Raw genomic sequence first — 13205 nt, forward strand, 5'->3', positions numbered from 1 at the left:
ATCTCAAGGGCCGCGAAGGCGACCGCATCAACGCTGTGCTCGCCGCCGCTGGCTACAATTTCAGCTTGCTACTGCGCTGGTTCCGGCAATTTTTGCGCGTCCTGCTACTGATCTTCGGTCAGCCCCTCGCACCGCCGCGCCTCGCATAACCCGTCGCTCCGAGTTCTTCACGGTCGACTACGGACAGCGCTCGGAGCGTTCGGCGCGGCTGATCGAACAGTTGGCGCTGACGTTCGAAGAGCTGGAAGCCGATGCCACCGAGGACGAGCTTGCGGCAGAACGGGCCGTGGCAAAGACGACGACGGTGCGCGGATTTACGCGCAAGCGCGCCGAGCGCCAGACCCTTCCCCGAGCATCTTCCGCGCGAGCGGGTGGTGGTTGATCCGCCGATATGCCGGTATCCTGCAAGCCGATGCCTATGACGGTCGGATTGCCCTCGTTTATAAGTAGAGTCTGTTCTGGGTTTGGCCCCTGTTGGGGCGGGTTGCAAACTCGGTCGGTGTGAGCCCGTTGAGGCTCGTGTGCGGTCGGTTGGTGTTGTAGTCGATCCTCCATTCCTCGATGATCTGGCGAGCCTCGTTGAGATTTGCGAACAGGTGTTCGTTCAGGCATTCGTCGCGCAGCCGGCCGTTGAAGCTTTCGACAAAACCGTTCTGCATCGGCTTGCCGGGCGCGATGTAGTGCCACTCAATCTCTCGTTCCTCCTGCCAAGCCAAGATCGCATTTGAAGTGAACTCCGTACCGTTGTCGCTGACGATCATGCGTGGGCAGCCCCGGCTTTCGATAATCTGGCCAAGTTCACGCACCACACGCAAGGCAGTAAGCGAGGTGTCGACGACCAGGCACAGGCATTCCCGGGTGAAGTCGCCTACCAGGGTCAAGATACGGAAGCGTCGGCCGCTGGAGAGCGTGTCCATTACAAAGTCGAGCGACCAGCGCAGGTTCTGATCCTGTGGGATCGACATCGGCGCCCTTGTGCCCAGCGCCCGTTTGCGGCCACCGCGCTTGCGCACCGTCAGCCGCTCCTCCTTGTAGAGCCGGTACAGCTTCTTGCGATTGATCCGGACCCCTTGCCGAGCCAATAGCAGCCCCAAGCGACGATAGCCGAAGCGGCGTCGTTGCGAAGCTAACTCCCTTAGCCGGGTCCGCAGTGCGCCGTCGTCCGGTCGCGTCGAGGCATAGCGATAGGTCTTCGGCTGCAGGCCGACCAGACTGCACGCTCGTCGCTGCGAGTAGCCCTTCTCACTGATTGCCCAGGTCACAGCACGTCTCCGCAAGCCGGGCGTCAGAAGTTTTTTCCAAGCATCTCCTTCAGCGTCGAAGCGTCCAGCATCGTCTCCGCCAGAAGCTTCTTGAGCTTGCGGTTCTCCTCTTCCAGGGCTTTCAGCTTGCGGGCGTCGGAGATCTCCATCCCGCCATAGCGCGAACCGCCACTTGTAGAACGTCGCATCGCTGATGCCCGTGCTTGCGGCACAGATCGCTCGCCGACATCCCGGCAGCGTGTTCCTTCAGCACCTTGATGATCTGCTCTTCCGTGAACCTGTTTTACGCATCGTCTGTCTCCTCGCTGGAGAACAGAACCCTAACTTAAAATCGGGGGCGTTTCAGGGGAGCAGGTCACTCGCTAACGATCGATAATGCCAGCCATGTTACCGCCGTTCGGCAAGTCTTGCTAAAGTTCTCTGTTGGCCTTTGCGATCGATCAGCTGGGGTTGCGTTCATTACGTTCGATACGCGACTAATTCTAGGAAAGCAGTACACTTCTGTTCGGCCATTGCTGCCGGGGCCATCGTTGCTCACCATACGCGACATCGCCTTGCATTTACCTGCCGAGCGGGTCCGAAAGTTGATTCAGCCGCTTTGCTCCTCACGAGAACTATGCGTCACTCTCAACATGTATCCCGCCTTTCGTATGTTCACAATTCTCGAAGGCACACCCTGAGTATCGATTTTTTTCCTTAAATTACTGATGTGCGTATCGACAACGTTAGTCTCGATAGAAAAATGATACTTCCACACATCTTGAAGCAACATCGTCCGCGTGATCACCCGGCCGGGGCGGCGTAGAAAGTATTCCAGAATATCGACTTCGCGAAAGGACAGATCAATCTTCGTACCGGCGCAATAAACTATTCTTTCGATCAAATCCAATTCGAAATCGTCAACCTCAAGTTTGGTCAACCGCGCTCCGTCCAGGCGGCGGAGCAGCGCTTCGACGCGTGCGCCAAGCTCAACCATCGCGAATGGTTTCGCAAGATAGTCATCTCCTCCGGCTTTCAAGCCGCGGACTCTCTCATCAACAGACGACATTATCGAGATCACCAGTACGGGAGTTTTTATACCCTCGTTACGAAGAATTCGTAAGGTCGGAAGGCAATCCACACCGGAGACTGGCCGGTCTAGGATCAGCAGCGCCGCGTCCCCCGTCCTTGCCCGGTCCGCTGCTTCAGCCAAGGAAGCCAAAAGTGCGAGGCAGCCTAAATTCTCTAGTTCACTCTTAATCTCGAGCGCGAATTCTCTTTCGTCTTCGACAAGTACTACAGGGCGTCGATCGACCAAAGAACTGCTCGTCAAAAGCGCGCTCCCATTCCAGCATTCGGGGAGTCGGATCCAAGAAGTGCTCGGAGCGACATTCACTAAGGACAGCGGAAAAGTGCGCCACCGCGTCCTTAAATCAAACTTAAAAATTCTTTAGGAAAACCTCGCTAAGGGCTCTTCAGCCTCAAGCCGAGCGGTCACGAGCGCTGACCGACGGTTAGTACTTGAGGACCGCCAAGGTTCTTCAAGCTATGTTCTCACCTTTCACTCACCACCTCGTGGATAGCGACGAAATTGAACGCACGCTGTACTACTTCGCCTCGATCCCCATTGTTTGAGCGAATGCATCGATTTTCGGAGGGCAACTAAATTTCACGAATATCCCCTCAAACCTAAATTGGCCGCGATTAAATTATTGTTGAGTTCGATGTTAGGCATTAGCGACCGATCCTTTTAAAACGGTGCGACCTGGAAACCTCCATATCGACTTACTAGCGTACCCGCACTACCTAGGCCGGAGACGGCAAAATAAATTATCTTTTCAGAACGGTGAGCGGAATTTCTCGCCTATCCTGTTGTTTTGCGTGACGACAGGCGGAGCGGCTATGACAAAATTTAAAGTGATTTGCATTGCCGTGGGCGTTCCTTTTGTGTTGGGAGAGCCCGCGTTGGCTCGGAATAGAATCTCCGTTGCAAATCACGTCCGCCAGAGCGTCTTTTGTGCGACCAGAGAACCGGGAAATCCCCACAGCAAATATTGCGATTACATCGCGTGGTCTAAATGGCGGCAGAGAGGCGCTTGGGACAGCACGCTCGACAATGCTTGCTTACATAACCCTAGCTACGTTCCGGGAGAATGCAGCTTCAACGCACGGGGCCAAGTATTGTTTGGGGCCCATCTATGAGATGATCCTTGGCCCGGTCCCTCCTCTGCGGGGACTGCGATCCTTGTCAATCGCTATTAAGCGTTCACCCTGCTGTGGAGCAAAGTTTGTTGGGTCGGACTTGACGATGACCACGAAGATAAACATGCATCCATCTTGTCCAGGCTGCGCAAAGCGAATGGCACGTTCAACGCTCGGTCCTAGAATCTTTGAATGCTTGCCTTGCCATGAGATCGTCCAGTTTCTTGTGATCGAAGTGTCAGATGCCATGCCGTGGAGTGAAAATTACAGCGTCGATTGCCTCGACTGTAACTCGGATGATCCAATTTCAGAGAAATAGGGCTCGCGCACCACATAAGTTATCCGGGTTATATCCTGAAAGCTTTAAATTGAATCAGAACATAAGTTTTGACGGCATTAGCCGTTACCGGCTATTCTTCTGGTTCCTATTATTTCCGATATGAGAGAAGTTGAGCTTAGCCATCCGCTGCCGCTCAGATCTTTTCCCCCGCCGCCGTCACGTGAGCCAGCAATTGCGTTGATGCTTCCAGCGTCGCTTGTTTCACTGGGCCGGCCTCCAAATCTTCCACAAGCACGAACAACACCTTCGAACGCTCCGATTGTTATCTGTTTGGACCGCGCGCCGGGGAAGACAAGCTTAATTCGCCGACGTTTCCGACAGAGCACGGCACTTCACCGCACAAGGATGCTACCAGCCGCGAAAGTCGCAACTTCAGAACCGATGTCTTGCCTATCCTTCCGCAAAATAACGACAGCGGATTAAAAATCGTCCGGTGATTCGCTGGATTTATCCAGGCGGCACCGAAACATAATCCTGGCGGTCCGGCAGTTGATAGAGAAACGTCTATTGGTCGTTGGACTCAAGGGTCTTTACTTCAATCGTTTCCCGTCACGTCTCTGATCGACTTAAAGAAAATATTAGGATCGATCGGCTTCGAGTTGCCGCATTGCATGAAACCCCCTCGCGTTGCCTCGGTTATTAAAATCGATCGCGACTCTCTGATCAACAGATCTGGTGATGTTTCAGTCGCTGCGATCAGGCGCCAAGGATGGGATAAAGCATGCAGAAGTTGGTCGCCGGTCTCTTGGCTCTTTCCCTGATATGCGGGCCCTGCGCCTTGGCTCAGGACAGCAGTATCGCGACAAAGCCAGATTATCCGCCAAATTTCCCACCCAGTGGGTATAGGCCGCTACCGCCGCATTTTCAGCCGCGACGGGTGATCGCTGCGGACCCGGAGAAGGTCAATGTCGCGCCGCCCCCGCTGCCCTCGTATGAGCAACCGGCCATCCCGGCGGACGGATATCTGTGGGTGCCCGGGTTCTGGGCCTGGCGCAAATCAGTCCCTGACTACTTCTGGGTTCCTGGGACGTGGGTGCAGCCACCGCAAGCAGGGATGTTATGGACGCCGCCCTATTGGAGTCGGGTCGAAGGTGGTTATGCTTTTCACGCCGGTTACTGGGCGACGGAAGTCGGTTTCTACGGTGGCATCAACTACGGCTTCGGGTTTACAGGCAACGGTTATCAAGGCGGGCGTTGGGATGGTGGCAGGTTTGCCTATAATCGCACGGTGAACAATCTCGGTCCTATCGACATTCCGAGCGTCTACCATCAGGCGGTTGCACCGGACGACGGTACTCTGCGCGCCAGTTTCAATGGCGGCCGACGGGGCACCACCGCACGACCATCCGCGCACCAGGAGAAGCTGACCGGTGGGCAGCATGTTGGAGCTACCGTAGATCAACAAAAGCACTTCGAATTGGCCGCCATGGATCGGTCGCTGTACTCGAAGCTAAACAAAGGCGAGCCGGGTGTAATGGCGACTCGACATGCCGGCGTTCTTACTGGCCCTGGCGTGACGCAACGCACCCTGCAAGCAAACCAACCAGCCCAATCCGGCGAGGTTACAACGGGAGCAAACGCCAAGTCCGCCGGCGTCCCGGCGACCGCGTCCGGTCGGGCAGAGCAGCCGACGGCAAAATGAGACAAGCCAAATCCAAAACGGCTACCCCAATGATTCCGATAATTTGTTGCGCTTATGTGAAGGAACGCGCGGCAAGTAGCTAACATTAGCCATCCGTATCCGGCGCGATCTCTGACTGGTCACGAGTGTTGATAAGGCGCGCTATCTCCGAGCGGTGGTTTTCTAGTCCGATTGTATCAACGGGACCGGCTCCCGCTGGGAATGGGTACTGCACCCCGATACGTTAATCCTCCGATCCGGCTTCGGGCACCTATCGGGGACATGACGGCGGCATTGCTGGCCTTAGCAGCTAGGGATGATCGGCAATGCGTTCACATTCGCGCATTTCAAACGTCGATGATTCTTGCCGGCCAATTTGGAAAGTAAGCGAGATAGAAAATCCACGTCTCGTTTCCTCAAATTAAATGGGGGAGCGGATTTCCGCTCCCCCACTTTAAACTCGACTCTGAGTCTACGCGTTCAGCTTAGAACTGGTAGCGCAGACCAACGCCGGGATCAAACGACGAGGCGTGATTGCCACCCCCCGCGTTTGCCGCTCCGTTGGCGACGCCGGCGGCAGAAACACCGTTAGCCTGGAAGAAGCCCGAAGCTAAGCCGTTATTAACCTGCGACCACATCACGCCAGCAAACACGTCCACGTGCTTGGCGAAGCGCCAATCCACAACGAACGAGACTGCGTCCAGCGTACCGGAGCACTTGGTGGACCGTGCGTCCGAACAACCGGCAACCGCGCCGTATCCGGCCACAGGTGCGTCAGCTGCGCTACCGAAGCTGTTCTGCCACTCGTGGTAATACGCACCGGTAATGTCGAGAGCCGGGGTGATCGCGTAGCGAACACCGACCCACGCGGTCTGCAAGACCTTGTCGTTGATGAAGTTGGTGTTGTTCGGCGCCGGGGCGATGTAGGTGCCCTGGACGATCGAACCAGGATTGAGCGGATTTTCCGGGTTGGCATAGCTGATGTGCTCATAGCCGCCGAACAGCTTCCAGGGTCCGATCGTATAGCGGGCACCGACCGAGAACACGGTGTTGTCGGAGACCGTGGCCGGGACGCAGCCCATAACAGCACCAAAGGTGTTCACACAAGTCGTGAGCAGCGTCTGGGACAGAGCCGATGAGCCGATGCCGACGGAGTCATAGATCTTGCCGCCGACGAAGTCGATCGAGAAGCCCATGTAGTCGACACCGATGTTGCCTTCGAAGGCGTTGCCGGTGCTGGTGCCCAATCCGCCGCCGGACCTGGCCTGGATTTCACCAGCCAAACGCACCGGGCCGACATTTACGCGATACTCGTAAGAGTTATCGAGAATGCGGTTTTCGGTGTTGCCGCCGCCGCCATTCGCACCCTGGAAGGTGATGACCGACCAAGCGTTCGAACCGGAGAGCGGGTCATAGTTGACGATCAGGTCCGATGTCAGAGCTGACTGACGGCCCATCGTGAACGTGCCATACGTCGGCGAACTGACACCGAAGTAGGCGGCGTTGTTGAACATCTGGCCACCCTTCGACGAGTCGCCGAACGAGTTCTGGAAATAGGTGTTCGTGGACAAGCCACTGTTCAGCGCAACCGAGCCGGGGCCGTTGGCATTCTGGCCGGAAGCCGGGTTGAACAGCGTCTGCAAGTTGAACACGGCGTAGAGGTTATCCGCGATCTCCTGCTTGCCGCGCAGACCGATGAACGAGGTGCTGAGCATGTTGGCGGCAGCGCCGAAATACGAACCGGCTGAGTTCTTCGAGATGAGGTAGTCGAGCGGACCGCCTGCCATCGCGGCGAAGCCGCTGCCGTGGTTCTGGTAGGCGACGCCCATGTCGAAGTCGCCGTAGACGCAAATGCCCTTGATGCAGATGTCGTCGTTTTCCGGCGGCCTGGCCTTGACTGCTGCCTTGTAGGGCAGGTCGGCAGCCATCGCGTCGACCGGATTAATGGTCGGCACGGCATTTTTCTGAGCTTCAAGAGTCTTCTGCCGCTTTTCAATGTCGGCAAGGCGCTTGGCCATTGCCGCATTCTGTTCTCTCATTTGCTTGGCTTGAGCCTGGATATCCGAGAGCTCATCGGCGTGAGCCGTAGCCGCGAAAGCCAAAATGGCCGTTGCTGCGATAAAAGTCCTTTTCACGTAGGTCCCCCAATAAAGGCGCGGCAACAACCATCGCCGCGAACCGCCTGGTTACAGAGCCTCGAATGAGGACTCCTTAGGCAGGCACTCTGCGTCAGGGGACCAAGAAATACTGTAACCAACGCGCCACAGTCGGCCATGAAGCCAACTTTTGAGGGGGAACGTCCTCAAACGAGTTGACCCTGTTGCCGCTATGACACAGTCAGCTTTATATCTAGGGTAATTCTTTTATCTACATCTCAACTATTGGTTGTCTCCTTTAGTTCTTTAGGCAGGGGTGGCGAGCTCCGATTCTTGGGGCCCGCCCGTTATTCCGCTCTCAAACCAGGCCGCAGGATCCTCACACTCAGGAATCAGCGGCTGGGTTAGAGGGGCAGAGGCACCGGAACTCCGATCGCACTCGAATGTCTCTGCCCGTTGTTGTCGTTACGCCTCCATCAGAACTGGTAACGAAGGCCGATGCCGGGATCGTACGAAGAGGCTTTGTTGGAGCCTTGACCCGCGGGCAGAGTCGTGCCGGCGGCGGTGCCGTTTGCCAGCAGGAAGCCACTCGCCAGACCGTTCTGCGCCTGCGACCACATCACGCCGGCGTACATGTCCATGTGCCGGGCGAAGCGCCAATCGACGACCAGCGATACGGCGTCGATCGAGCCGGAGCACTGCGTGGCGCGCGCGTCGGTACAACCGGCATTCACGCCGGTCGCGAAGCTGTTCTGCCACTCGTGGTAATACGCACCGGTGATGTCGAGAGCCGGCGTGATCGAATACTTCACGCCGATCCATGCGGTCTGCAGGATCTTGTCGTTGGTGAAGTTGGTGTTGTTGATCGCACCAGCGGCACCAAGGATGAACCCGCCGGTGGTGAACGCGCCGGGGTTCAGCGGATTGTTCGGGTTGGCGAAGTCGATGTGCTCGTAGCCACCGAACAGTTTCCACGGTCCGATGATGTACTTGGCGCCGACCGAAAACACGGTGTTGTCGGAGACGGTCGCTCCGATAACGCCGTTGCCGGCGCTGAGCGTGGTAACGGATGCCGCCAGCTGAGCGGGCGACAACACGGCTGCGGACACGGCGTCATAGATCTTGCCGCCGACGAAATCGATCGAGAAGCCCATGTAGTCGACCCCGATATCGCCTTCGAAGGCGTTGCCGGGCGCGCTGTTGCCGCCGTTGCGGGCCTGGATTTCACCAGCCAAACGCACCGGACCAACATTCACGCGATACTCGAACGAGTTGTCGAGGATGCGGTTTTCGGTGTCGCCGCCGCCGCCGTTGGCGCCCTGGAAGGTGATGAGCGAGAAGGCGTTCGAACCCGACAGCGCGTCGTAGTTGACGATGAGGTCAGAAGTCAGCGCGGACTGACGGCCGATGGTCAGCGTGCCGTAAGTCGGCGAACTGACACCGAAGTAGGCGGCGTTGTTGAACATCTGGCCGGCCTTCGAGGAGTCACCGAAGGAGTTCTGCGCCAGAAGGTTGGTGGTCAGGCCGTTGTTCTGGGCGACCGAGCCGGGGCCGTTGGCATTGGTACCGTTCTCGACGTTGAACAGGGTCTGCAAGTTGAACACGGCGTAGAGGTTATCCGCGATCTCCTGCTTGCCACGCAGGCCGATGAACGAATTGCTCATCTGGTTGGCGCCGACACCGAAGTAAGAACCGGCCGAATTCTTAGAAACCAGATAATCGAGCGGAGCTCCGGCGAGCGCGCTGAGCGGCGCACCATGGTTCTGGTACGTAACGCCCATATCGAAGTTGCCGTAAACGCAAATGCCCTTGATGCAGATGTCGTCGTTTTCCGGCGGCCTGGCCTTGACCGCTGCCTTGTAGGGCAGGTCGGCAGCCATCGCGTCGACCGGATTGATGGTCGGCACGGCTGCTTTCTCGGCCTCAAGCGTCTTCTGCTTCTTTTCAAGATCGGCGAGACGCTTGGTGAGCTGCTTGGTTTGCGCCTGGATGTCCGAAAGGTCATCGGCGTGAGCCGATGCAGCGAAGGCCAGGATGGCTGCTGCTGAGATGAAAGTCCTCTTCACGTAAATCCCCCAAATTAGGCGCGGCTCCAACCATTCGCCGCGAACTGCTTGATCCACGGAGCTTCGAACGAAAACTCCTTGGGCAGCTTTGTGCATGAGGGAAAGAAGAAATGCTGTGTCCTGCTCGCCACAGCGATATCGCAAGCCGACCACAATGACGAGCATGTGAGACTGGATCAGAATATGATGACTGTCATGTGTTTTCGAGTAACTCATGACTCTCGTCCTTGTGAATCGTATTCACGATGCGCTCGCGATTCCGTGAATCTTCGTGATTGGTCCGTCATGCTCTTTTCATGAAGCGGAACCGAGTCGATGAATAATGGGACAGAGACATCGCGATTCCGCATTCCAAGCGCGGATATCGGATGTCTCTGTCCCATCATGTTGTGCCCTCTGTATTAGAACTGGTAGCGGAGACCGATGCCGGGATCGTAGTTGGACGACTTGTTAGTGCTTGCAGCGCCAAGGGGAGCACCGGTGTTGGTAACCGTGGTACCGATGAAGCCGTTGGCGAGGCCGCCTTGGACCTGCGAGTACATTATGCCGGCGTACAGATCGACGTGCTTGGCGAAGCGCCAATCAACCACGACCGAGACTGCATCCAGAGTGCCGGAGCAACCCGCGGAGACTGCAGCAGTAGTGCAGTTGGCATTTGGGTTAGAGTTATTGCCGTTGTTAAAACTGTTCTGCCACTCGTGGTAATACGCACCGGTGATGTCGAGAGCCGGCGTGATCGCGTAGCGAACACCGAACCAGGCGGTCTGAAGGATCTTGTCGGTGACAAAGGCGTTGTTGTTGGGGACAGCAAGGATAATGCCGCCCTCCCCGAAAGCGCCCGGGTTCAGCGGATTGTTCGGGTTGGCAAAGTCGACGTGCTCATAGCCGCCGAACAGCTTCCATGGTCCGATCGTGTACCGGGCACCGACCTGGAACACAGTATTGTCGGAGATCGTGGCCGCGACCTGACCGTTACCGATGGCAACCGTCGTTATCGACCCAATACCCGCAGCTAGAGGCGCAGCAGCGACAGCGTCATAGATTTTGCCGCCGGTGAAGTCGAACGAGAAGCCCATGTAGTCGATACCGATGTCGCCTTCGAAGGCGTTGCCAGGAGCGGCATTGCCGCCGTTCCTTGCTTGGATTTCGCCAGCCAACCGCACCGGTCCGACACTCACCCGGTATTCGTAGGAGTTGTCGTAGATGCGGTTCTGGGTGTCGCCGCCACCGCCGTTCGCGCCCTGGAAGGTGATCACCGACCAAGAGTTAGAACCGGAGAGCGGATCGTAGTTTACGATGAGGTCCGAGGTCAGCGCGGACTGACGACCCATGGTGAACGTCCCGTAAGTCGGCGAACTGATACCGAAGTAGGCCGCGTTGTTGAACAACTGGCCGCCTTTCGACGAGTCGCCGAACGAATTCTGCAAGCCGATATTCAAGCCGTTGTTCTGGGCGATCGAGCCGGGGCCGTTGGCATTCACGCCACTCGCTGGATTGAACAGGGTCTGCAGGTTGAACACGGCATAGAGGTTGTCCGCGATCTCCTGCTTGCCTCTCAAGCCGATGAACGAGGTGCTGAGTTGGTTGGCGCCGACGCCGAAATAGGCACCCTGGCCGCCATTCTTCGAGACCAGCGTATCGAGCGGACCGCCAGCTGTCGGGGAGAACGGCGCGCTATGCTGGATAAAGGTCGCGCCCATGTCGAAGTCGCCGTAGACGCAAATGCCCTTGATGCAGATGTCGTCGTTTTCCGGCGGCTTGGCCTTGACCGCCGCCTTGTAGGGCAGGTCGGCAGCCATCGCGTCCACCGGATTGATGGTCGCAATAGCCGGCTTCTGCGCTTCAAGCGCCTTCTGCCGCTTTTCTAGATCGGCGATGCGCTTGGTCATCTGTTCACGCAATTGCTTGGCCTGCGCCTGGATATCCGAAAGCTCGTCGGCGTGAGCCGTCGAGGCGAAAGCCAAAATGGCCGCTGCTGAGATGAAAGTCTTTTTCACGTAAGTCCCCCAAAATAGGCGCGGCACCAACCATCGCCGCCTGGTTACGGAGCTTCGAACGAAAACTCCTTGTCCAGCCTTGTGCCTCGAGGGAAGAAGAAATGCTGTGGCAGCCTCGCCACAAAAATGTGGAAGCAGCATATGTCACGATCATGTCAGCAAGAATGCTAAATATGACCAGCATCATACCAACAACTCTCGACATATGATTTCGATCATACTGAAATGACCATCAACATATGTTGTTATCATTCTATTTCGCACCTGATTTCTCCGCTCAGTCTCGACTCATGGTCTCAAACATCACTATCTCTCGGGCATATTTTAATCCGCAGGCCGTGACTGACGATGAGGACAGAAACACCGCGACTTTGCGTGGGGGAAACGCGCCTATCGGATGTCTCTGTCCCATCGTGTTTTGCTCTCTAGATCAGAACTGGTAGCGGAGACCGATACCGGGGTCGTAAGAGGAAGCCTTGTTGCTGCCCGCTGCGTTGATGCCGCCGGTCGCAGTGCCATTCGCCTGGAGGAAACCGTTGGCGAGACCGTTCTGCACCTGCGACCACATCACGCCGGCGTACATGTCGATGTGCTTGGCGAAGCGCCAATCGACGACCAACGAGACAGCGTCGAGGGTGCCCGAGCACTGCGAGGACCTTGCATCGGTACAGCCCGCAACTGCGCCCGTCCCGAAGCTGTTCTGCCACTCATGGTAATAGGCGCCGGTGATGTCGAGGCTCGGCAAGAACGAGTAGCGAGCGCCGACCCAGGCCGTCTGCAGAATCTTGTCGTTGGTGAAGTTTGTATTGTTCACGGCCCCGGCGATAAATCCGCCGGTCACGAACGCGCCGGGATTGAGCGGATTGTTCGGATTGGCGAAGTCGATGTGCTCGTAGCCACCCCAGAACTTCCACGGGCCGATGACGTACCTTGCTCCGACGCTGAAAACGGTGTTGTCGGAGACGGTCGCCGCGATTAGACCGTTGCCGGCACTTACCGCAGTTGCCGTCGCAGAGGCCGCTGCCAGTTGGGCCTGCGACAAAATTCCGGCCGAAACGGCGTCATCGATCTTGCCGCCGAGGAAATCGAGTGAGAAGCCCATGTAGTCGAAACCGATATCGCCCTGGAAGGCGTTGCCGGTCGAGCTGTTGCCACCGTTGCGGAGCTGCGCTTCAACCGCCACACGAACCGGACCGACGCTCACCCGATATTCGTAGGAATTGTCGAAAACGCGATCCTCGGTGTCGCCGCCACCGCCGTTCGCCCCCTGGAAGGTCAGCAGCGACCAGGCGTTTGAACCGGCCAGCGGGTCATAGTTGCTGAGGAGGTCGGAGCTCAGAGCGCTCTGGCGGCCCATGGTGAATGTACCGTAGATCGGCGAACTGACACCGAAGTAGGCGGCTTGGTTGAACATCTGGCCACCCTTCGACGAGTCGGCCAGCGAGCTCTGCGACAGGATATTCGCATTCAAACCATTGTTCTGAGCGACGGATTCGATGCCGTTGGCGTTCTGGCCGCTATTCACGTTGAACAGGGTCTGCAAGTTAAACACGGCATAGAGATTGTCTGCGATTTCCTGCTTCCCACGCAGACCGATGAACGAATTGCTCATCTGGTTCGGGCCTGTACCGAAGTAAGATCC

General features: G+C 57.1%; 7 protein-coding genes and 2 pseudogenes. 3 read left to right on the top strand and 6 right to left on the bottom strand.

Going from position 1 to position 13205, the window contains the following annotated elements:
* Both ABSE61_RS34025 and ABSE61_RS34030 read left to right on the top strand, forming a co-directional pair.
* Positions 1 to 149: pseudogene (locus ABSE61_RS34025) on the top strand (IS5/IS1182 family transposase); the annotation flags it as partial.
* Positions 150 to 178: 29 nt separating this feature from the next.
* A pseudogene (locus ABSE61_RS34030) lies at positions 179 to 389 on the top strand (transposase domain-containing protein); the annotation flags it as partial.
* A gap of 51 nt (positions 390 to 440) precedes the next feature.
* Here the strand turns inward: ABSE61_RS34030 and ABSE61_RS34035 are convergent.
* Together ABSE61_RS34035 and ABSE61_RS34040 are read right to left on the bottom strand one after the other, a co-directional pair.
* Positions 441 to 1499, bottom strand: coding sequence for an IS3 family transposase (locus tag ABSE61_RS34035; RefSeq protein WP_423875576.1), 1059 nt, complete (start codon positions 1497 to 1499; stop codon positions 441 to 443).
* A gap of 352 nt (positions 1500 to 1851) precedes the next feature.
* Positions 1852 to 2574 (bottom strand): response regulator transcription factor, encoded by a 723-nt coding sequence (locus ABSE61_RS34040; protein WP_423875569.1) that lies wholly within the window; start codon positions 2572 to 2574, stop codon positions 1852 to 1854.
* 1930 nt (positions 2575 to 4504) lie between these two features.
* Between ABSE61_RS34040 and ABSE61_RS34045 the strand changes: the two genes are divergently transcribed.
* Positions 4505 to 5425, top strand: coding sequence for a YXWGXW repeat-containing protein (locus ABSE61_RS34045; RefSeq protein ID WP_423875570.1), 921 nt, complete (start codon positions 4505 to 4507; stop codon positions 5423 to 5425).
* Positions 5426 to 5889: 464 nt separating this feature from the next.
* On the opposite strand, the gene ABSE61_RS34050 is transcribed toward ABSE61_RS34045, so the two are convergent.
* The 4 genes from ABSE61_RS34050 to ABSE61_RS34065 all read right to left on the bottom strand — a co-directional run.
* Positions 5890 to 7539 (bottom strand): porin, encoded by a 1650-nt coding sequence (locus ABSE61_RS34050; protein ID WP_423875571.1) that lies wholly within the window; start codon positions 7537 to 7539, stop codon positions 5890 to 5892.
* Between the two features lie 437 nt (positions 7540 to 7976).
* The gene (locus ABSE61_RS34055; protein WP_423875572.1) at positions 7977 to 9566 is read right to left on the bottom strand and encodes a porin; all 1590 of its coding nucleotides are present in this window, start codon (positions 9564 to 9566) and stop codon (positions 7977 to 7979) included.
* Between the two features lie 401 nt (positions 9567 to 9967).
* Positions 9968 to 11563 (bottom strand): porin, encoded by a 1596-nt coding sequence (locus ABSE61_RS34060; protein WP_423875573.1) that lies wholly within the window; start codon positions 11561 to 11563, stop codon positions 9968 to 9970.
* A gap of 430 nt (positions 11564 to 11993) precedes the next feature.
* A partial coding sequence (locus ABSE61_RS34065) for a porin (protein ID WP_423875575.1) occupies positions 11994 to 13205 on the bottom strand: 1212 nt, incomplete at its 5' end.

Source organism: Bradyrhizobium sp. (assembly GCF_049519115.1).
GTDB lineage: Bacteria > Pseudomonadota > Alphaproteobacteria > Rhizobiales > Xanthobacteraceae > Bradyrhizobium.

What these genes read in the sequence shown, in the direction of transcription:
- ABSE61_RS34045 (WP_423875570.1), top strand. Translation starts at nt 4,505, where the DNA reads ATGCAGAAGTTGGTCGCCGGTCTCTTGGCTCTTTCCCTGATATGCGGG.